A 21,140-nucleotide genomic window follows, 5' to 3' on the forward strand; every position below is an offset into this window, starting at 1 on the left:
CTCACATCAGTCATCGTGGCGGATGGAACCGCGCATCTTCTTGACGGCGGAGCGCTTTTTCTTTTCGTCCAGCCGCGCTTCCTTGGCCGCGCGTGAGGGCCTGGTCTTGATGCGCTTCTTGGGGATCACGAGCGCCTGCGCCACCAGCTCGGCGAACCGCGCCGTCACCGACTCGCGGTTCTGGTGCTGGCTGCGCTGCTCGCTCGACGACATCAGCAGCACGCCCTCGCCGTTGATGCGGTTGGCCAGCTTGTCCTGGATGCGCGCCCGCTGCTCGTCCGTCAGGCTGGGCGACGCGCCCACGTCCCAGGCCAGCTCCACGCGGCTGGACGACGTGTTGACGTGCTGCCCGCCCGGCCCGCCCGACCGCGTGGCGCGGTAGGTGAGCTCCGCGCGCGGAATCCACAGCGAGTCGTTGATCTGCAGGACCGTATCTTCCGACATCCCTCCCCACCCCTCCGTTCGGATGATGTGCGCCGCGGCGGTTGCCACGCGTGCCGCGCACCTTCAATCTACACGCCGCGGGGTTCGCCCGCCGGGTCGCGGCACGCCTCTGGCAATCCGCCGCGCGACTGACCCACGTCGCAAGGAGAGTGCAGGAATGCCCCAGTCCCCGTCCAGTGCCCGCGGCCACGCCGTCCGTGCGGAGAATCCGCGCCACTATCACCTCATCGGCATCGGCGGAACGGCCATGGCGTCGCTGGCGGGGCTGCTTCGCGCGGCCGGACACCGCGTAACCGGCAGCGACGAGAACGTCTACGAGCCCATGGCCAGCCAGCTGCGCAACCTGGGCATCAGCTACGCCGAGGGATACGCGCCGGCCAACCTGGACGTGAACCCCGACATCGTCGTAGTGGGCAACGCCATCTCGCGCGGCAACGCCGAACTGGAGGCGGTGCTCGACCGGCGGATGCACTACACCGCCGCCGCCGTCGTCATCAAGGACGAGCTGCTGCGCGGCCGCCACGTCCTTGCGGTCGCCGGCACGCACGGCAAGACGACCACCACCTCGCTGCTGGCGTGGATCCTGGAAAGCGCGGGGCTCAATCCCTCGTTCCTCATCGGCGGCATCGCGGAGAACTTCGGCAGCAGCTTCCGGCTTACGGAGAGCGACTACTTCGTCATCGAGGCCGACGAGTACGACACGGCTTACTTCGACAAGGGGCCCAAGATGTGGCACTACCTGCCCGTCACGGCCATCGTCAACAACATCGAGTTCGACCACGCCGACATCTACCGCGACGAAGAGGCGTACCGCTTCGCCTTTGCGCGCTTCATCAACCTGGTGCCCCGCAACGGCGCGCTGGTGGCGGGATGGGATTCGCCGATCACGCGCGAGCTGGCGCCCAAAGCCTTTGCGCCCATCGAGTCCTTCGGCTACGGGGATGATTCCGTCCGGGACGGCGAGCACCCGCGCTGGACGGCCCGCGACGTCTCGTTTGGCGAGCAGGGGACGCGCTTCACCGTGCTGCACGACGGCGAGGTGTGGGGCGACGTGCAGACGCCGCTGACGGGGGCGTTCAACGTGCGCAACTGCCTGGCGGTGATCGCGGCGGCCGAGTCCATCGGCGCCGACCGCGAGGGCGTGCGAGAGGGGCTGCGCACGTTCGCCAGCGTAAAGCGGCGCATGGAGGTGCGCGGCGAAGTGCGCGGCGTCACGGTGATCGACGACTTTGCGCATCATCCCACGGCGGTGCGCGAGACCATCGAGGCCATCCGCCAGCGTTACCCCGGCCGCCCCGTGGTCGCCGTGTTCGAGCCGCGCAGCTACACGGCCCAGCGCCGCGAATTCCAGGACGCGTACCGCGACGCGTTCGCCAGCGCGGAGCAGGTGGTGCTGGCGGGCCTGTTTCACCCCGAGCGCTACACGGCGGAGACGGCGATGAACCCGCATGAGCTGGTGGATGCCTGGCGCGCCGCCGCCAAGCCCGCCGACTTCATCCCCGATCCGGACGAGATCGTCGCGCACCTTGTGCCGCAGCTCAAGGGTGGCGAGGTGGTTCTGGTGATGAGCAACGGCGGGTTCGGCGGCATCCACGGCAAGCTGCTGGATGCGCTGGGAAGGTGATGGGGTGATGGAGTGAACGGGTGACGGCAGGATGAGCGGGAGGAGATGAGCGGGTAAACCCGCTGCTGGGAAAGCGATAAGCCCCGTCCAGCGACGCTCGCGCGTCACTGGACGGGGCTTCAACTGCGCTAAAGACCGCCGCCAGTCATCCTGAGGGAGCGCCGCGCCGGCCCCTGACGCCGCACCGCACCCGGCGCGCGACCGAAGGACCCTGCCTGGGCCGCCACGGAGCCGGCCGTAGCGCTCCAACCCTCGCGGCTACAGTCCGCGCAGGCGGCGCGCAGGCGGACTTCGCGATGTTCCAGCGGCGAATTTATTCGCTCCTGCAGGCGGACGGCACGTTACCGGTTCAGATTCTCGATGGCATCATTTGCTCCGGCTGGACCGCGGCCACGACTCCCGAGGAACCGCCAAGACCTTCGATCACAGCTGGATCGACAGCGACGTCACGAGCGTGGTGTTCGTCTCCGAGAAGCCGATGTCGGCGTCGCGGGCGGGAAAGATCACGTCGTCGGCGCTGAAGAAGCGAGCTTCGGTGCGCCACATCGCGTTGCCGCGCGCCACGTCCACGCCCACCGACGCGCCCCACGTGCGCAGCTCAGGCGCGACCACGCCGTCCTTGTCGTCGAACCGCTCCACGCGGGCGTTGATGCCCAGCGTGGGCGTAATCCACTGGCGCCCCACCAGCGAAAAGGCGTGCCACGAGTCGCCCTCCTGCGTCCCCAGGTCTACCGTGGCAATCACCGTCGTCCGGTCGCTGGGGGTAAAGCGGGCGCTGATGTCGTTGAACACGCGCATCCCCTGCTCGAAGCGGCTGGCGTGCGGCTCGCGGCCGATGAAGTTGCTGTACGACAGGGTAAGCTCCGGCGCCGCCGCCCAGTCCAGCCGCACGCCCACGGCTTTGTCCTGGTTGTTCTCCGCCACCAGGTTCCACCCGTTGACCACGTTCAGCTGCGCCGTGACCGTGGGCGTGGCGTTCCACGTGGCGCGCACGCCGGCCTGGTAGTACGGCGCAAACTCCGACGGCAGCGAGCGCGTGTAGGTGGGGTTGTCGCTGGAGATCCAGCTTTCCGTGCCGATGTGCGAAAAGAAGATCCCGCCGTCCACCCACAGCGTGGGCGCCACCGCCACACCCAGCGTCGCCTCCTGGATGAGCGGCAGGTAGTTGGTCTGCCCGCCGACCTCGTCTGGCTCAAACGCGTAGTTCACCTGCACGCTGGTGCCGGCCTGCAGCGCCAGCCGCGCCCGGGTGGTGGGCGCCGTGTACTGCACCGACACATGCGCCAGGTTCACGTTGAACTCGTCATGCCGCGCCGCCTGCGTGGTCCACAGGCGGTCGTGCGACACCGGCCGCCCGAAATCGTACGCGTAGTAGCTGTCGACGAACGCGCCAAACGTAAGCCGCGGCGTCGTATCCGTCTCCTGCGCGAGCGCGGCGGCGGGAAAGGCCAGCGCCAGCGCACCCGCCGTGATGATGTTCCGCATGGGGAGTGTGTGAAGAAGGGTGGAGAAGCAGATGGTGATCAGCGATGGATCGGCAGGCTCCGGATCTCGGGCGAGATCGGGGTAGATGCGACGCTCTACAATCCTGCCAGGCAGACGCGCGCCCTGCGATCCGGGCAGCGCCGCCGCCAAAGTGGCGCCGATCCGGGTCAAAAACAAGGCATTCAAGTTGAAGATCATCCGTTCCGGGCGCCCTCCTCCACTGCTGGGGGCTGGACCGCCTTTCGGAAACGTGTGCAGCGGGAGGTTGGTATGGCACGCAACGGCAGCGGCGGCTGGAACCAGCAGGATCGCGGGGGAAGCTCGTCGGATCGTTCGCCGAATGACGATCGAAGCGATGCGAAGAATCCCACCAGCGACTCGTACGAAGCCGACCAGGAGAATCAGGCCAATCAGGCCGAGCGCGGCTGGTAGCCTGCGCCGCGGAACGATCACCGGCCTCAGCGTGTGCGCGCTGAGGCCGGCGTCGTTCGATCCACTCTGATCGAGCCTGCGGTTTCACTGCGTGACGATGGCGCCCATCCGCACCACTTCAAAGTCGGTGCTGCGGACGGTGCGCAACGTTGCGAGTTCCTCGTCGTTCCAGCGCGGATCGGGGGCGCCGCTGACGTACCAGCCGCTTCCGTTGTCGGCCAGCAGCATTCCGTGCTTCTTCATGGCGTTCAGGATCACCTGCACGCTGGGCGGATAGCCGCTCACGTCGAAGCCGGACTTCAGCCGCACGCGCATCCCCATGGGCGGCAGGTTGGCGTCGGTGCGGCTGCTGGCAAAGTGGCGCGCGGGGGCCACGTACGCGCGGCGCGTGGTGGGGCAGGTAAAGCGCAGTGCGTGGCGAATCTCCTTTTGCTCCACCACCTCGTCGTAGCGCACCAGGCCGGGAAAGATGGGCAGCCCCGCCGCGTCGGCCGACGTCCACCCCGCCGGCCGCAGCGCGTTGCTGCTCAGGTCAAAGATGGCGCCCGATCCCGCCGTCCAGCTTTGTCCGCCGTTCACCGGGTGCGCATCGTACAGCTCGTACAGCTTCCAGTTGTCGCGGTCGATGACCAGCACGTGGCGGTCTCCCGATCCGTTCGGCCCACCCTCGATCGGCGCGTCGGTGGGGATGGGATACGGCCCCGGATCGCTCTCGTCCGCGTAGTCGAAGGTAACGGGCACGCGCCCCTGCGTCCCCGCGACCACGATGTAGGGAATGCCGTTGGGCGCGCCGTTCCACACCGTCCCGAAGTCCGGGTGCAGCCCGCGGACGCCGCACGCCGCGATCAGCGCCGCCGAGTTGGGATCCACCGGCTCGCCGGAGACGTCCGCGTTCCACGGGTTGTCCGCCGGGAACGGCCGCCGCCCCTCCAGGCTGGCGCCGGGCCCCAGCCCGGGTATGCCCTCCCCGCCTCCATCATTCGGCGGCCGCGTAGGTTCGCCCCCATCGCACGCGGCAAGTGCCATAACACAGAGGATGAGCAAGCGATGGATGATCCGCACGTTCGAGTCTCCTGAAAGCGGAAGGATGCACATCTTCCCGCGATCTCAACGCCGGTGCCCGCCGCCGGTCGATCCATCCCGTGTATCCGTAACAGGATGAATCGATCAACATCAGGTTGCACACACCCGGCGACGACATCGTCCTTCACTGCAACCGTTGCAGTTGACGAAATGTTGCCGCACCTGATCCTCGCCGCAAGCTCCACGATCTCTCGATCGTCAGCATCCTCCCCTTCACCCGTTCACCCGTTCACCCGTTCACCCGTTCACCCCTTCACCCTCACACCCTCACACCCTCACACCCTCACACCACACCCGGCCCATCGCTTGCATCCCCCACTCCCCTCCGACCAAGGCGTCCAAGTGCATGGGAGACATGGGTATGCAGATTACGCTGAAGCCCGTCCGCGAGCAGGTGATGGTGGTCACCGGCGCCTCCAGCGGCATCGGGCTGGCCACCGCGCGGGCCGCCGCACGCCGCGGCGCACGGGTCGTCCTGGCGGCGCGTGACGAGCAGGCGCTGCGCCGCATTGTGGCCCAGATCCGGGCGGAGGGCGGCGAGGCGGTGTTCGCCGTGGCCGACGTGGGGAACGCCGACGAGGTGCGCGGGATCGTGGAGACGGCGCTGCGGGCGTTCGGCGGGTTCGACACCTGGGTGAACAACGCAGGCGTCTCCATCTACGGCCGCCTGGAAGACGTGCCCCCGGAAGACGCGCGCCGCCTGTTCGACACCAACTACTGGGGAATGGTGAACGGGACGATGGCCGCGCTTCCCTACCTGCGGCAGAGCGGCGGCGCGCTCATCAACATCGGCAGCATCGTCAGCGACCGCGCCATTCCGCTGCAGGGGCACTACAGCGCCAGCAAGCACGCGGTAAAGGCGTTCACCGACGCGCTGCGGATGGAGCTGGAGCACGAGGACGCGCCCGTGGTGGTGACGCTGGTGAAGCCAGGATCGATCGACACCCCGTTCACGCGGCACGCGCGCAACCTGATGGATCGCGAGCCGGACTTTCCGCCGCCGGTGTACCGTCCTGAAACCGTGGCCCGGGCCGTTCTGTACTGTGCCGAGCACCCGCGGCGCTCCGTGACCGTGGGCGGCGGGGGGCGGATGAACGCCATGATGGGGATTCTTGCCCCACGGATGACGGACCGGATGATGGAGCGCAGCATGTTCGACGGGCAGCAGAAGGACGAGCCCGTGCTCCCCGGCCGCCGCGACACGCTGTACCAGCCGCCGCTGGAAAACGGCTCCCTGCACGGGGACTACGACGGGCACGTGATGCGCACCAGCGCGTACACGCGCGCCGCGCTCAACCCCACGGGAACGCTGCTGGGGCTGGCCGCCGTGGCGGGGCTGAGCGCGCTGCTGGCCTCCCGCGTGCGCGGCCGGCACCGCGAGCCGGAGGTCGCGATGGACGCGTGGGCGCATGGGCGCACGCCGGCAGGTGGCTATGCCCCACCGCCGGCGGCGGAGCTGGAGATGCGCGGCGACGACTACGCCGAGCGCGGCTACGCCGACGGGTCGCGCGAGTCGGAGTTCGCCCTGCGCGGCGCCGACTACGGCTTTCAGGGTGGCGCCGACGAGGCGCACTGAGCCGCGATACCGGGCGCGCGCGGGCCCTCCCCTCTCCTCACCCGGCTGGCGGGGGAAAGGGGTTGGCGGAGGGGGGAACCTTGCGCGCGCCCGTGCGTACGAAGCAGAGCCCGCCTTGCGTGAGGCCCAATGAAGGTGCGCAACGAGACCGTTGACGACCGCGCACCCGCGACGTACCTTGTGCCCCCTTGTTCCGCCCCGGCGGGCGGTTGCGATCTAAACTTTCCGGCTGGTTTTACAGAGATGACGTTCGCCCTGCACCAAGGCTACACAGAGCGCCCCGGAAGCATCCGGGTGCGGCTTTGCATGCCCGTGTGGGCGGCATTCGGCGAGAGGGGCGGCACGGACCGCGCGTAGCACACCGGTGCACGCGCACCCGCCGCCGCCCGACGCCATCTGAGCGCCGGGCGGCTTTGTTTCCCCCCGGCAGACCTTTTGCAGAATCACGACGGTTCGCGCCCCCCGGCGGGCGCCCCTGGAATGACGGTGATGAGCACGAAAGACAAGGACATGGCCACGACCGCGCGAAAGGGACCTCGCAAGCGCAAGCGGCAGGCGCCAAGCCTGGACGCGGGCTTCGCCGTGGCGGCCGAAGACCAGTCCAGCCTTGACCAGTACCTCAAGGAGGTCAGCACGCACTCGCTGCTGACCGGCCCGCAGGAGATCGAGCTGGGCAAGCGCGCGCAGGCGGGTGACGAGGTGGCCGTGGCCGAGCTGGTGCGGGCCAACCTGCGCTTTGTGATCTCCGTCGCCAAAAAGTACCAGAACCGCGGTGTCTCCCTGGCCGACCTCATTCAGGAAGGCAACGTGGGCCTGGTGACGGCCGCGCGTAAGTTCGATCCGGACCAGGGGGTAAAGTTCATCTCCTACGCCGTCTGGTGGATCCGGCAGGCCATTCTGAGCGCCCTGGCCAACCAGGGTCGCAGCGTGCGCGTGCCGCTTAACCGGGCCAGCGACCTGGCCAAGATCTTCCGCGAGCGCGAGCGCCTGAAGCAGGAGCTTCGCCGCGATCCGTCGCCGCAGGAGCTGAGCGAGGCCACCGGCCTGTCGGTGGACATCGTGGAGAGCCTGCAGACGCTGAACGCCGCGGAGATCCGGCTTGACGCGCCCATCGGCGACAGCGACGACAGCCAGCTGATGGACCGCTTCGTGGCCGACAGCGCCATCGAAACGGAAGAGGAGGTGGAGGAGCGGCTGCTGTCCGAGCGCATCGACAAGGCGCTGGGCACGCTGCAGCCGCGCGACGCCAAGGTGCTCAAGCTGTACTTTGGCCTGGAGGGCGGCCGCGAGCACACGCTGGAGGAGATCGGCGACATCCTTGGCGTGACGCGCGAGCGCATTCGCCAGCTTCGCGACCGCGCGCTCAAGCGGCTGCGTGAGGGCGAGATGGGCGATGCACTGGCCTCGTTCGCCGCCTGATGCACGCTCGGGTTCGATTTTCGGCACGACGGCACCTCTCCACGCGGAGGGGTGCCGTCGCGTTTTGTGGCATCATCCTCTTTCTTGATCCGGCGATTCCATGCTGAGCGGGACGGTGCTCCAGGGGCTGGGCGGCGTGTACGAGGTGCAGACGCCGGCGGGCGTGGTCGAGGCCGTGCTGCGCGGCCGCATCAAGCGCGACGAGCGCACGGGAGCCAAGGTGGTGGTCGGCGACCGCGTGGACGTGGAGCAGGACCGCGCGGGCGAGGAGACGGTGTGGGCCATCGTCAACGTGCACGACCGGACGACGGTGCTGGCCCGCCGGGCGCCCGGCAAGGCGCCGCGCCCCAAGGCCATCGTGGCCAACGTGGACCAGGTGCTCATCGTCTTTGCCGCGGCGCACCCGGACCCGCACCTGCGCATGCTGGACCGCTTTCTGGTGATCGCGGCGGACAGCGACATCGCGCCGCTCATCATCGTCAACAAGACGGACCGGGTGGGGATGGATGCCGCCCGCGCCACCTTCGGGGCGTACGAGCGCGCCGGCTACCCCGTCCTCTACACCTCCGCCAAGCAGAACCAGGGCGTCGGTGAAGTGCGCGATGCGCTCTGCGGCCGTCTTTCCGCGCTGATGGGTCCGTCGGGCGTGGGAAAGAGCAGCCTGCTGAACGGGGTGCAGCCGGGGCTGGGGCTGCGCGTGGCGGCGGTCAGCGAGGCGGTAAACAAGGGGCGCCACACCACGGTCACGGCGCAGCTCATTCCGCTGGAGTGCGGAGGGTGGGTGGCGGATACCCCCGGGCTGCGCGAGCTGGGGCTGTGGCAGGTGGAGCCCGACCAGCTGCAGTTCTACTTCCCCGAGTTCGAGCCGCTGCTGGGCGGCTGCCGCTATCCCACCTGCACGCACACGCACGAGCCCGGCTGCGCCGTCCACGCCGCGGCCCAGGCGGGCCAGATCGACTTCAACCGCTACGACAGCTACCGCCGCATGTTCCTGGGCGAGGACGAGGAGTAGCCCCCATCCCTCGCTGCTTCCGAAGGTCAGGAAAACGGAGGATGGGGTACAGAGGAACCGAGACAGCCAGAGGAACAGAGGAAAGCCCGGCCGGCATTCCTCTGTTCCTCGTTTTGCACCCCTGTTCCTCTGTACCCCATCCTCTTTTTCAGGGCCTGAATCCGCAACGAAAGCGGGTGCAACGCGTTGCGGAGCCTTGTAGATGAAGATCGTGCACTGTATGCACTTACGGTGCGCTCCTTGCGAGAGCAGCGGGCGGAAATCGCAGTCCTCCCGCCCACTGGTTCGCACCGCATGAAGCTGGTCATCTTCGGGCTGACGGTCAGCTCGTCGTGGGGAAACGGCCACGCCACGCTCTGGCGCGGGCTGCTCAAGGCGCTCGCCGCGCGCGGGCACCACGTCGTCTTTTTTGAGCGCGACGTGCCGTATTACGCGATGAACCGCGACCTGCACGCGCTTCCCGGCGGCACGCTGGTCCTGTACCCCGACTGGGAGCTGAACCTCCCCGCCGCCCGCGCGCACCTGGCGGACGCGGACGTGGCCATGGTCACCTCGTACCAGGCGGACGGGGTGGCGGCGGCGGAGCTGGTGCTGCAGTCGCCCGCGGCGGTACGCGTGTTCTACGACCTGGACACGCCCGTTACGCTGGACGCGCTCAGCAGCGGCAGGGAGGTCGCCTACCTGCCGCCGCGCGGGCTGGCGGACTTTGACCTGGTCCTTTCCTACACCGGCGGCGAGGCGCTGCGGCAGCTGCAAACGCGGCTGGGGGCGCGGCGGGTGGCGCCGCTGTACGGGCACGTGGACCCCGACGTCCATCGCCCCGTGGCGCCGGACGAGAGCTACCGCGCGGACCTTTCGTACCTGGGCACCTACGCCGAAGACCGGCAGGCGGCGCTGGAGCGGCTGTTCATCCAGGCCGCGCACGGGCTGCCGGAGCAGCGCTTTCTGATCGGGGGCGCGCAGTATCCGCAGGCGTTTCCCTGGGCGGACAACGTGTGGTTTCGCAAGCACCTGCCGCCGGAGCAGCACCCCGCCTTCTTCAGCTCGTCGCGGTGGACGCTGAACGTCACCCGCCGCGCGATGGCGGAGATGGGATGGTGCCCCAGCGGCCGGCTGTTCGAGGCGGCGGCGTGCGGCTGCCCCGTGATCAGCGACGCGTGGGAGGGGCTGGACGCGTTCTTTGCGCCGGGTGCGGAGATCGTGATCGCGCGCGATACGGATGACGTGGTGGCGGCCATGCGGATGGGTGGCGTGGAGCGGGACGCCATGGCGCGGCGCGCGCGGGAGCGGACGCTGGACGAGCACACCTCCGCCCGGCGCGCGGCGGAGCTGGAGTCGCTGCTGGACGCGGCGTTCGGCGCGGCGGAGGGGGCGGCGGATTCGCCTGAGACGGAGTGGCGGGCGCAGGGCACCGTGGTGGAGGGCTGAGCCGATGTGGGGAATTGTACCGGCGGCGGGGGCGGGCAGCCGCATTCAGCCGCTCGCCTTCAGCAAGGAGCTGCTTCCCGTCGGCAGCCGCATGGACGATGACGGGGTAGAGCGGCCCAAGGCGGTGAGCGAGTACCTGGTGGAGCGGATGATCCGCGGCGGCGCGGACAAGATCTGCTTCGTCATCTCCCCCGGAAAGCACGACATCGTGCAGTACTACGGGGGCGGATTTGGCGCGGCCAGCGTGTGCTACGCGGTGCAGCCCAGGCCCGCGGGGCTGTGCGATTCCATTTTCCGCGTCCTCCCCCTGGTGCCGCCGGCGGAAGACGTGCTGGTGGGGCTGCCCGACACGGTCTGGTTTCCCGACGACGGGCTGCGCGCGCTGCAGGACGGCATCCTCAGCTTTCTCCTTTTTCCGGTGGAGCGTCCCGAGTTTTTTGACGCGGTGGTGACGGACGACGAGGGGCGCGTGCGCGAGATCCAGGTCAAGCAGCCGGGCGCGGCCACGCACTGGGTGTGGGGCGCCTTCAAGCTTCCCGGCTGGACGCTGGGCGAGCTGCACGACTTGTGGCTGGAGCGCGGCCGGCAGGACGAGTACATCGGCACGCTGGTGAACGCCTGGCTGGCGCGCGGCGGCGAGGCGCGGGGCGTGCGTGCGGGCGAGGCGTACGTGGACGTGGGGACGCTGCACGGCTACCGCGAGGCCATTTCCGTGCTGGCGGAGCGCCCCGCGATCGAGGGCGGGCCCAGCCCACTGGCGGCGGCCAGCGCATCGTGGGCGCCCGGTCCATCGGCAGGCGGCGTGGCGCTGACCTGACCGGCTACCATCCCGAGAACAAGATCCGGAGAACTCCATTGATCTCGCCCCAACCCGCCCAGGCGGCGGCGAACGGCTCCGCGGACGACATCGAGCGCCGCGTTCGCGAACTGGGCCCCTGGTTCCACAACCTGAACCTGCGCGGCGTGCGCACCGCGCCCGACCACTTTCTGGGCGACTATCCGTCCATCAAGTGGGTAAACTTTGCGCACGCGGTGCCCCAGGACCTTACGGGCAAGTCGGTGCTGGACATCGGCTGCAACGCCGGCTTCTACAGCATGGAGATGAAGCGGCGGGGCGCGGCGCGGGTGGTGGGCATCGACAGCGAGGACCTGTACCTCAACCAGGCCCGCTACGCGGCGGGGATCGAGGGGATGGACATCGAGTTCCGCAAGCTGTCGGTGTACGACGTGGCGCAGCTGGGCGAGACGTTCGACTTTGTGATCTTCATGGGCGTGCTGTACCACCTGCGGCACCCGCTGCTCGCGCTGGACCTGCTGTACGAGCACGTGGTGGGCGACCTGATGCTGTTCCAGTCCATGCAGCGCGGATCGGTGGAGGTAGACCCGGTGCGCGAGGACTACGACTTCTGGCAGCAGGACCACTTCGACAGCCCCGGCTACCCCAGGATGGCCTTTATCGAGCACCGCTACTGCAACGATCCCACCAACTGGTGGGTGCCCAACGCGGCCGGCACCGAGGCCATGCTGCGCAGCGCCGGCTTTGAGATCGTGCAGCACGCGGAGCAGGAGGTGTACCTGTGCCGCCGCGGCCGCATTACGGACGGCGAGCCGCGCGCGGTCTACCCGTCACGGGGAGGCGGCGGCCAGTGATCGAAGCGGTGATGGTCTGGAACGAGCCCAACAACACGTCGCACTGGGACTTTGGCATCGATCAGGGGTGGCACACCTTTGCCGCGATGGCGCGCGCCACGGGGCAGGCGGTGCGCGCGGAGAACGCATCGGTCAAGCGCGTGCTGGGCGGACTTTCCCCCATCGACCCCCGCTTTCTGGCGCACATGGCGGGTCAGGGGGTGCTGGACCAGATGGACGTGGTCGCCGTCCACGGCTTTCCGCTGGACTGGAACCTGTGGAGCATCGAGGACTGGCCCGAGAAGCTGGAATCCGTCCGCCGGGTGACGCACCTTCCCGTGTGGGTGACGGAGGTGGGGATCAGCACCTTCGCGGGCGACGCGGTGCAGGCGGAGGGGCTGCGGCGCACGGCCCAGGTGCTGCGCGGACGGGCGGAGCGCATTCACTGGTACAGCCTGTTCGACCTGCCGCAGCAGTGGGAGGCCACCACGCGCCACAAGCAGCGCGAGGGCTCGTCGTACTTTCGCCACTTTCACATGGGGCTGATCCGCGAGGACGGCACGCCCAAGCCCGCCGTGCGCGACTTCGCGGCGCTGGGCGGCGAGATGGGGATCTGCCAGTGGTTCCACTACCAGGACCACCGTCTGGACGATGCCGTGCGCTGGCTGCGCGAGCTGGGGGTAAAGAAGCTGCGGACGGGCCTTAGCTGGAGCGACGACCACCGCGACGGCTGCGAAGCGTGGTTCGACAAGCAGATGCGCGCGCTGGAGGAGTTCGAGGTGACGGTGACCTTCTGCTTTACCCCCGAGCACCGGGGCGTGGTGCCACACTACACCAGCCCCCCGCAGGACCCCGGCGAGTTCGTCGATTTCTGCGCCCGCATGGTCCGCCGCTACGCGGGGTGAGATCTTCTTCGAAGCCGATCTCCCGAGGGAGCGCTGCTCCCCCCGTCGCCCACTGTCATCCTGAGGGAGCGCACACCCGCAACGTTCATCACCACCCATGCTTGCGCGCGACCGAAGGATCTTTGTCGGGTCGCGCGAGGGCCAGCCTTGGGGAGCCGTTCACGCCGGACCGTAGGGCAGACGAGATCCTTCGGTCGGCGCCCACCCTTTACGCGAAAGCAGTTTCCGGAGCGGCGCCTCCCTCAGGCTCAGGAAGTCAACGTGGTGGCATGTCAAACACTTTCTCGGCACGTCGACGTCCCAATGAGCCCCCGGATTCATCTCCGGCGGCTCCATTTATTTGCTCCATGTTTGCGATTCGTTAAGGCCGCGTGAGCGCGCCGCGAAACGTCTGGCAGCAAACGAACGTCGCGCGTACGATGGTTGGGTCGATCACGGAAGAACCCGATCATACCTCAACTCGCGAAAACCGATGAAACGACTCGTCTGCCTGGCAATGCTCTGCACCGCCGTGCTCGCGCCGCGCGCAGCCCACGCCCAGGACGATGCGGAGGCGCGGCCCGCCTCGCTGTCGCTGCGCCCGTTTGGCGATGGCGCGATCGGGGTGTGGTATCGCTTGAGCCCCCGCACGGAGCTGGGCCTGGAAGTTGGCGGATCGCGCTCGCACACCGAGACGGACGGCGGTGGGGACGAGCAGGATGCCACGACCTTCACCATCGAACCCGCCGTCAAGCGGTTTGGCGCCTCGCGTAACAACCTTCAGCCCTACGCGTTCGGCAGCCTGTACTTCACCTCGCAAAAGGTCGACTACACGTCGAGCTTCGAGACCGCCACCACGTTGTTCGGCACCCACCTGGGGCTGGGATTGGAGTGGACGCCCGCGGCGCGGGTCCGCATCGGCGGCCATACGGGCGTGCGGGTGGCCATGCAGAACGGCGAGCGCACCCAGTTTGACGCGGGCGGCAACCCCTTCGTCGCCGACGTGGAAGGATGGGAGGTGGGCACCTTCACCAGCGGACTCACCTTCTACTACTCGTTTTGACCGGGGGTCACCAACGGAGACAGAAAGCGGCCCCGATGCGGTAAAGGCATCGGGGCCGCTCGCCATCCATCCTTCGGAACGCTACGGCGTGCGGCGGCCGGTCAGGTCGCCGCCGTCGCCACCCAACGTCCAGGTGCCGGTAAAGGTATCGCCCGTAAAGGTCATGTTGATGGTCAGCGGGCCCTGCGGCGCGCTGCCGGACACCACCATCTCCTGCCCCGTCACCACCACGCCGGTGATGGGCATGTCGGGGGTAATGCTGGTGCGGACGCGGCCACCGTACGCGCCGGCCTGGCCGGTGACCTCCACGGCGCCCGTGACCTCGCTGCCGCTCACGTTCGTGGTGAACTCAAACACGCCTACGGGGTTCACCGCGCGCGGCGTGGGGTTGGCGGGGGCGCAGGCGGCGGCAACCAGCACCAGCGCGGCGGCGAGGATTCGCTTCATGGACAGGGCTCCGGGCAGGGGGCGGAACGATGCGGATCGGCGGACGGTCTTGCGTGCACGGTGTGAAAGTCGGCGTTGCGCCGCCGCCGCGCAATCACCTCGCAAGCGAGGGTGTTGCCAAACCCTACCTGGTCCCCTCCGAGGCCCGCTGTCATCCTGAGGGAGCGCACACCCCTAACCTTCATGACCACAAATGCTTGCGCGCGACTGAAGGATCTTTGTCGGGTCGCGCAAGGCCCAGCCCCCGGGAGCCGTTCAAGTTCCTCAGTCAGGCAGACGAGATCCTTCAGTCGTGCGCAAGTATTTGTGAATATTCACGTTCCGTGTCGCGCTCCCTCAGGAAATCAATGTTCTGAGCTGGGTTTGGCAATCACCCTGCGAGCGCCGCCGTGCGCCGCCGGCCGGCGCGCCCCCGCGTTCCCGCCCCCGCCGCGCTCCCCCGCCACTCCCGCACAAAGCGGCCGAGGGCGTCGTCCAGCGGTGCCAGGGGCCAGCCGCGCTCGCTCCCCAGCACGGTGTACAGCGGCCGCGGCGCGGGAAAGCCGAAGTCGCGCGTGGGCCGCGGCTCCAGCGTCCGTGCATCCACCCCCGCCAGATCCGCCGCCCGCCGCGCCAGCTCCGCCCAGGTGATGGCGCCCGGCGTGGCCAGGTGCCAGATCCCCCGCTCCCCATCGATCAGCAGGTCCAGGCAGGCGTTGGCCAGGTCTGGCACGTACGTGGGCGACACCGTCGCGTCGTCCGCGGCGGCGAACGGACGGCCGGCGGCCAGCTCCCGCAGCGCCACGGTCACAAAGTTGTGCGCGTCCCACGGGCCGAAGAACGCGCTGGTCCGCACGATCAGCGCGGCGGGATGCGCATCCCGGACCCGCGCCTCCGCCTCTGCCTTGCTGCGCCCGTACGCGTTCCGCGGCGCGACGGGATCGCTCTCCACATACGGCGTCGATTGCGATCCATCGAACACCAGGTCCGAGGAGAAGGTGACCAGCGGCAGCCCGCGCGCGGCACACTCGATGGCCAGCGTCGCCGCGCCCTCCGCGTTCTCGCGCAGGCAGCGGTCCGGCTCGGCCTCGGCCTCGTCCACGCGCACGTAGCCGGCGGTGTTCACCACGGCCCAGGGGCGGATGGCGTCCAGCGCCGCGCGCACGGAGCGTGGGTCCGCGATGTCCATCTCCCCGCGCGCAAGCAGGCGGTGCGCAATGCCGCGCGCCGCGCAGACGCGGGCAAACGCGCGCCCCAGCGTGCCCGTGGCGCCGGTGATGGCCAGCACGCGCGGCTCCGGGCCCTGCGCGCGGCGCGGCTGGGCGCGGCCGGAAGGCGGGTAGGCGAGCCGCTCCGGCCGGTGCCACCAGCCGGGCCCGTCCAGCACCGGGTGCGCCTCGCCGATCCCGGTCGCCAGCCGCCGCGCCAGGGAGGCGAGCGCCGTGGGCCGCGGCTGCGGTGCGCGCAGGTCAAAGGGGCCGGGCTCGTAGTATCCTTCCTCGCGGGTAAGCAGCGAGTTCCAGTCGAACGAGCCCAGCAGCGCCCACACCGTCACCGCCCGCACGTCCACGCCGCGCGCCGCCAGTCCCTCCGCCGCCTCCCACACCTCCGCCAGCCAGCGCAGCTGCTCTTCGCGGGTGCTGTCCAGGTGCACCTCCGTCACCGCCAGCGGCAGGCCGTAGCGGCGCCACGCCTCCGCCAGCAGCCGGCGCGGACCCGCCAGGCCGCCGCGGCGCACGTAGACCGCCTCCACGTCCGCGTAGCGCTGAAAGGCGTTGCCGCCCCGCTGCCGGGGCAGGTAGCGGCGCACGCGCGTGTCCAGAAAGCGTTCGCTGGTCAGGTAGTGGTTGATGCCGATGACGTCCGGCGGGATGGGGTTCTCGCGGAAGAAGGCCAGCTCGCGCTCGTCCGCGCCCCAGCGAATCAGGTCCGGCCAGAGGGGATGGTCCGCATCCACCCGCCCGCAGAGCAGGTCCCAGGTAAGCCAGCGGCGCTCGTTCTCGAAGCGTGCCTGGTACGCCAGGCTGCGCGTGGCGTGCGTCTTTCCTAGGTCCTCCGTCTGCACCAGCCGCGCGTCGGGATTTACCTCGCGGATGGCGCGCATGGATAGGACGACGCCGCGCAGCTGCTCGAAAAGCAGGCGGACAAAGGTGGGCTCGTCGCGGCCGTGCGGGTGCCACAGGCCGTAGAGGCCCGTGAACCGCGCCGTCGTCAGCGGCTCGTTGACCGGCGTGTAGTCGCGCACGGCCGGATAGCGCCGCGCGAAGGCGCCCGCGTACGCCGCGAGACCTTCGGCGAAGCGGCCGCTCCCCACCGGCGCGGCGGGCGGGCCGCTGCCGTGGTGCACCAGCCCGGCGATCGGCGCCATCCCCAGCTCGCCCAGCCGCTGCATCCGCTCGTCCGCCCACGTCCAGTCGGCCCGCTCCGGCCCGTCCGGGGCGATGCGCTCCCAGAGAAAGGGGTAGCGCAGGGTTCGGACCCCCAGCGCGGCAAAGCGGTCCAGGTCATCCGTGCGGGTGGCGTGGCCGCCGCGATCCAGCTGGTCGAGGTAGCGGTCGCCGACGCGGTTGCGGGTGCACTCCACGCCGGCCCACAGCTCAGGTCGCCGCAAGCTCCGTGGCCGGAACCCTGCTTCGCCCATTGGATGCCGCCTTGAGGCCCATGATCTTGCGGTACGTCGAAAGCGCCTGCGCCACCACCTGGTCCATGTTGTAGTACTTGTACGTCGCCAGCCGGCCCACGAACCACACGCCCTCCGCCTCGTCGGCCAGCGCCTTGTACTTTCGGTACAGCTCCGCGTTCTCCGGCCGGGGGACGGGGTAGTACGGGTCGCCGTCGTCACAGGGATACTCGTAGACCACGCTGGTCCTGGGGTGCTCCTGGCCGGTGAGGTACTTGAACTCGGTGATGCGCGTGTACGGGTGCTCGTTGGGGTAGTTCACCACCGGCGCGGGCTGAAACACTTCGCGCGCCACCGTCTCGTGCTTGAACCGCAGCGAGCGGTACGGAAGCTTGCCGTACTGAAAGTTGAAGTACTCGTCCACCGGCCCCGTGAACACCACCTCGCGGTAGGGGATCAGCCCCTCCACCTCGCGGTAGTCGGTGTTCAGCATCACCTTGATGTTGGGGTGCGCCAGCAGGTTCTGGAACATGCGCGTATAGCCGTGCAGCGGCATGGCCTGGTACGTGTCGGTAAAGTACCGGTCGTCGCGGCTGGTGCGCGCGGGCACCCGCGCGGCCACCGCGGCGTCCAGCTCCGACGCGTCCATCCCCCACTGCTTGCGCGTGTAGTTGCGAAAGAACTTGTCGTACAGCTCGCGCCCCACGCGCCCGACCACCGCGTCTTCCGACGTCCGCACCACCTCGCGCGGCTCGGCCACGGAGTGAAAGAAGTCCTCCACCTGCATGGAGGTCAGCGAAAGGCCGTACAGCTGGTTGATGGTGTCCAGGTTGATGGGGATGGGGAGCAGCATCCCGTCCACGCTGGCGCGCACACGGTGCTCGTACGGGCGCCATTCCGTAAAGCGGCCCAGGTAGTCCCACACCTCGCGCGAGTTGGTGTGAAAGATGTGGGGCCCGTAGCGGTGAACCAGGACGCCGTCGTCGTTGTACTCGTCGTACGCGTTGCCGGCGATGTGGGGCCGTTTGTCGACCACCAGCACCTTTTTTCCCGCGTCCGCCGCCAGCCGCTCCGCCAGCACGCTTCCCGCGAACCCGGCCCCCACGATCAGGTAGTCGAACATTCAGTCCCCCGCCGCGGCGGCAAATCCGTCGCGCTCCGTGGCGCGTTCCGTCTCCATCGCGCGCGTCTCCGTCCGCGTGGCCAGCCGTCCCTCCGCCGCGCGGTCGATCAGCGCGTCCATCCCCGCCCAGGTGCTTTCCCACGACGAGCGCGCCAGCCGCGCATCCACCCGGTCCAGCCACTCCGCCCGCCCCTCGTCCGCCAGCGCCGCCACGACGGCATCCACCCACTCCTCCGGCGTGGCTGCGATGGCCACCAGTCCGTCGCCCCAGGCGCGCACCACGTCGCGCACCGGCGACGACACGGTGCGCTTGCCGGCGGCCAGGTACTCCGGCGTCTTGGTGGGGCTGATGAAGCGGGTGGACTCGTTCATCGCGAAAAAGAGTGCGGCCACGTCCCACCCGGCGATGTAGGCCGGAAGATCGGCGTAGGATTTGGGCCCCAGGTAGTGCAGATTGTCACCGTGGGGCAGGTCGGCCGGGTCTACCTTGCACACGGGGCCGATCAGCACGATGTGCCACTCCGGGCGCGCCGCGGCCAGCGCGCGCACCAGCGCCGCGTCGAACCGCTCGTCCAGCACGCCAAAAAAGCCGATGCGCGGGTGCGGGATGCCGGCCTGGTCCGCCGGGTCTTCCCGCGGCTCGCGCGCGGCGGCGAAGTGATCCGCGTCGATGCTGCTGGGGAACAGGTGCACCGAGGGGTGCCGGTCCCGCCGCGCCTCGTACAGGCTGGAGCCGCCGGTGAACACCAGGTCCGCGCGAAACATGAGCTGCGCCTCGCGCTCCAGCAGCTCCGCGGGGGCAAAGCGAAAGGCGGAAAGCTCGTCCATGCAGTCGTAGACGGTCGCCAGCGGGTCCAGGTGCCCGGCCCACCCCAGCGCCATGGGCGTGTAGAACCACGCCACGAACCGGCCGATCCCCGTTTCCTCCATCCACCCGTCCAGCAGACGCCGCAGCGCCGGCTCGGCCTCCGCGGCGTCCAGGCTGGGCAGGTGCGGGACGATGACCGTCACCCCGTCGTCGCCGTGGGTAACCTGCAGCCACGGACCCGCGTCGTGGTGCACGGGCTCTTCCCAGTAGAACACGCGCCGGTCACGGGCAAAGCGGCTCATCAGGTGCTGCGGGCGCTGGTAGACAAAGTTCCAGCGCAGGTGCGAAAAACACAGAAGGTCGGGCTTGCGCGCGCGGTCGGAACCGCGTGCGCCCGGGATGGGCTCAGGCATGGAGGAAACCGGCTTCGGGATGGAATCAGGCGGGAGCAACGCAGAAAATGGCCTTCTGCTGGCGTTCCCGGGCAAACAGCAGGTGGGCAAAGTGCGTGCCTCGAAAGAAACACGAATCTACGTGTTGCGCGGATTCCCGCCGTCTGAGTGCACAGAGTGTACGTACGCTGGCGTAATCCGATCCTGATCCGTTCGCGAAAACCCAGTCGTCGCCTCAAACTTTGTACAAACTCTCGAACGGTGACGATTTCCTCTCCTTCGTCTCCGCCCGGCGGCGCCAGAAGTTCCGGCATTTCGGTTGCACGAAGTTTTGACCCGGGCCTCTGGGGGATGGAACCCCGGGGTGGTGCGGCCCGGTAGTACCTTGCAGACCCAAACCCGGTTTGCGGAGAGAATCCACATGATCAAGCCAAACGTGAGGGCGTCGTTCGGCAGGCGCGAGGCGGAGATGCTGCTGGCGGTGGTCGGGCCCGGGGGCGAGGAGAGGCTGCGCGAGCAGGGGCTGGACGCGCTGCTGGACGACACCGCCGTACTGCGGGCGCTGGCGCGCGGCGAGGGAATCAGCATGGCGCCGGCGCCGCTGGTGTTCTACGTGATGGTGCGCCACGCGCTCATGCAGCGCGAAATCCACGACCGGCGGCTGGCGGATTACACGGCCGCCGTGCTGCTGGACTTTGCCGTGGCGGGGCGCGCGCACCGCGTGGACGGCGGGCAGGGCGAGCCGTTCGTTTACCTGGCCGACATCCTGGCCGCGCTGGAGCGCGCCCGCGGCGAGCGCGAGTTTCTGCTGCGCGTGCACCTGGGCAACTTTGCCCTCTGGCTGGGCGGCGTGTTTCCCGACTACATCACCCACCGCGTGCAGCGCCGCGGCGCGCCGCCGCTTTCGTACTACGACGCGCTGGGTGCGGCGGGCTTTCGCATGGCCGCGGGCAGCGACCTGGCCCTGCGCCACGGCCTGGGCGAGGTGCTGCTGGGCGCCGCGGACCGCTTTCAGGACGTGCGCGGCGCGCTCAACTCCCTCTCCGACACCCTCTTTTTTCCGCAGTCGCGCGACGCCATCGAGCGCCTTCTGCGCCAGGTGAGCGACGACTTCAACCGCCACTTCGGGTAAGCGGCGTCTCTCGCGCAGCGGACAGATTGAGCTGCGTCCGCGGGGCGCCCCCACCGGGCTCGCACCACTCGCCCACCTCCCCCAAAAAAGACTGGGGGAGGTTGAGGTAGGGCAGGGATCGAGGCGCTGCGGAGGCTTCGGCGCAGGCCCCCTCCGGGCCGGCACCACCGGCCCACCTCCCCGAAACTGCCGGGGGAGGTTGGTGCGCCCGACCACCGTCGAAGCGGGATCGAAGTTCTCCTCTCCCCCCTGCAGTTCGGGGGGGAGAGGCCGGGAGAGGGGGGGGGGACGCCTGCGGACGCAGTTCGATGCCTTTCGTCGAGCCACGATCGGGGATCTGTCCCGATCCTTCCGCAGCGCGATCGAATTTCTCCTCTCCCCCCTGCAGTTCGGGGGGGAGAGGCCGGGAGAGGGGGGGCGCCCGCGGACGCAGTGTGATGCTGGTCGTCGATCACTGAAGTTCTCCCCTCTCCGTGAGGACCGAACGGGGAGGGGCCGGGGGAGGGGCACCCCGCCGGCGCCAGTTCGATGCTCGGTGCTGACGACGAGCGCGGCGTGGC

At 69.2% G+C, this 21,140-nt stretch carries 18 protein-coding genes; 11 read left to right on the forward strand and 7 right to left on the reverse strand.

The genetic code is table 11. The features are described 5' to 3' along the window. Positions 1–6: 6 nt before the first annotated feature. Complete coding sequence (gene arfB, locus ACOJUJ_RS26025) at positions 7–444, reverse strand: alternative ribosome rescue aminoacyl-tRNA hydrolase ArfB (protein WP_420129850.1); 438 nt, start codon at positions 442–444, stop codon at positions 7–9. A gap of 157 nt (positions 445–601) precedes the next feature. Here arfB and mpl point away from each other — a divergent pair, with 157 nt between their 5' ends. Further along, a complete protein-coding gene (gene mpl / locus ACOJUJ_RS26030) occupies positions 602–2,068 on the forward strand; it encodes a UDP-N-acetylmuramate:L-alanyl-gamma-D-glutamyl-meso-diaminopimelate ligase (protein WP_420129851.1) in 1,467 nt (488 codons plus the stop codon). Between the two features lie 423 nt (positions 2,069–2,491). Here the strand turns inward: mpl and ACOJUJ_RS26035 are convergent, their stop codons facing one another. Further along, positions 2,492–3,553, reverse strand: coding sequence for a porin (locus tag ACOJUJ_RS26035; protein WP_420129852.1), 1,062 nt, complete (start codon positions 3,551–3,553; stop codon positions 2,492–2,494). 9 nt (positions 3,554–3,562) lie between these two features. Here ACOJUJ_RS26035 and ACOJUJ_RS26040 point away from each other — a divergent pair, with 9 nt between their 5' ends. Next, complete coding sequence (locus ACOJUJ_RS26040) at positions 3,563–3,985, forward strand: hypothetical protein (RefSeq protein ID WP_420129853.1); 423 nt, start codon at positions 3,563–3,565, stop codon at positions 3,983–3,985. Between the two features lie 84 nt (positions 3,986–4,069). Here ACOJUJ_RS26040 and ACOJUJ_RS26045 read toward each other — a convergent pair whose 3' ends face one another. Then, on the reverse strand, positions 4,070–5,047 hold the full coding sequence (locus ACOJUJ_RS26045) for a hypothetical protein (protein WP_420129854.1): 978 nt from the start codon (positions 5,045–5,047) through the stop codon (positions 4,070–4,072). A 382-nt stretch (positions 5,048–5,429) separates the two neighbouring features. Here ACOJUJ_RS26045 and ACOJUJ_RS26050 point away from each other — a divergent pair, with 382 nt between their 5' ends. The 8 genes from ACOJUJ_RS26050 to ACOJUJ_RS26085 all read left to right on the forward strand — a co-directional run bounded on the left by ACOJUJ_RS26050 (position 5,430) and on the right by ACOJUJ_RS26085 (position 14,079). Continuing rightward, positions 5,430–6,644, forward strand: a complete 1,215-nt coding sequence (locus ACOJUJ_RS26050; protein ID WP_420129855.1) for an SDR family oxidoreductase — start codon at positions 5,430–5,432, stop codon at positions 6,642–6,644. A 489-nt stretch (positions 6,645–7,133) separates the two neighbouring features. Continuing rightward, positions 7,134–8,063, forward strand: coding sequence for a sigma-70 family RNA polymerase sigma factor (locus tag ACOJUJ_RS26055; protein ID WP_420129856.1), 930 nt, complete (start codon positions 7,134–7,136; stop codon positions 8,061–8,063). 100 nt (positions 8,064–8,163) lie between these two features. After that, entirely contained in the window at positions 8,164–9,075 is a 912-nt protein-coding gene (gene rsgA, locus ACOJUJ_RS26060; protein WP_420129857.1) for a ribosome small subunit-dependent GTPase A, read from the forward strand. Positions 9,076–9,369: 294 nt separating this feature from the next. Beyond that, entirely contained in the window at positions 9,370–10,503 is a 1,134-nt protein-coding gene (locus ACOJUJ_RS26065; RefSeq protein ID WP_420129858.1) for a CgeB family protein, read from the forward strand. Between the two features lie 4 nt (positions 10,504–10,507). Continuing rightward, complete coding sequence (locus tag ACOJUJ_RS26070; RefSeq protein ID WP_420129859.1) at positions 10,508–11,320, forward strand: nucleotidyltransferase family protein; 813 nt, start codon at positions 10,508–10,510, stop codon at positions 11,318–11,320. A gap of 38 nt (positions 11,321–11,358) precedes the next feature. Further along, the gene (locus ACOJUJ_RS26075; RefSeq protein ID WP_420129860.1) at positions 11,359–12,153 is read left to right on the forward strand and encodes a TIGR04290 family methyltransferase; all 795 of its coding nucleotides are present in this window, start codon (positions 11,359–11,361) and stop codon (positions 12,151–12,153) included. Further along, a complete protein-coding gene (locus tag ACOJUJ_RS26080) occupies positions 12,150–13,037 on the forward strand; it encodes a glycosyl hydrolase (RefSeq protein ID WP_420129861.1) in 888 nt (295 codons plus the stop codon). The genes ACOJUJ_RS26075 and ACOJUJ_RS26080 overlap by 4 nt, the downstream gene beginning before the upstream one ends. Before the next feature lie 472 nt (positions 13,038–13,509). Beyond that, complete coding sequence (locus ACOJUJ_RS26085; RefSeq protein WP_420129862.1) at positions 13,510–14,079, forward strand: outer membrane beta-barrel protein; 570 nt, start codon at positions 13,510–13,512, stop codon at positions 14,077–14,079. 81 nt (positions 14,080–14,160) lie between these two features. Here ACOJUJ_RS26085 and ACOJUJ_RS26090 read toward each other — a convergent pair whose 3' ends face one another. The 4 genes from ACOJUJ_RS26090 to ACOJUJ_RS26105 all read right to left on the reverse strand — a co-directional run bounded on the left by ACOJUJ_RS26090 (position 14,161) and on the right by ACOJUJ_RS26105 (position 19,469). Then, positions 14,161–14,526 carry a hypothetical protein gene (locus tag ACOJUJ_RS26090; protein ID WP_420129863.1) on the reverse strand — a complete coding sequence of 122 codons (366 nt, stop codon included), beginning with the start codon at positions 14,524–14,526 and terminating at the stop codon, positions 14,161–14,163. A 370-nt stretch (positions 14,527–14,896) separates the two neighbouring features. After that, entirely contained in the window at positions 14,897–17,146 is a 2,250-nt protein-coding gene (locus ACOJUJ_RS26095) for a sugar nucleotide-binding protein (RefSeq protein ID WP_420129864.1), read from the reverse strand. Continuing rightward, the gene (gene glf / locus ACOJUJ_RS26100) at positions 17,103–18,248 is read right to left on the reverse strand and encodes a UDP-galactopyranose mutase (RefSeq protein ID WP_420129865.1); all 1,146 of its coding nucleotides are present in this window, start codon (positions 18,246–18,248) and stop codon (positions 17,103–17,105) included. The genes ACOJUJ_RS26095 and glf overlap by 44 nt, the downstream gene beginning before the upstream one ends. Further along, entirely contained in the window at positions 18,249–19,469 is a 1,221-nt protein-coding gene (locus ACOJUJ_RS26105) for a glycosyltransferase (RefSeq protein ID WP_420129866.1), read from the reverse strand. Between the two features lie 400 nt (positions 19,470–19,869). On the opposite strand from ACOJUJ_RS26105, the gene ACOJUJ_RS26110 reads away from it, so the two are divergent. Further along, the gene (locus tag ACOJUJ_RS26110) at positions 19,870–20,580 is read left to right on the forward strand and encodes a hypothetical protein (protein ID WP_420129867.1); all 711 of its coding nucleotides are present in this window, start codon (positions 19,870–19,872) and stop codon (positions 20,578–20,580) included. Positions 20,581–21,140: the final 560 nt, after the last annotated feature.

This window comes from Longimicrobium sp., assembly GCF_048594345.1.
In the GTDB taxonomy this organism is placed as follows: domain Bacteria; phylum Gemmatimonadota; class Gemmatimonadetes; order Longimicrobiales; family Longimicrobiaceae; genus Longimicrobium.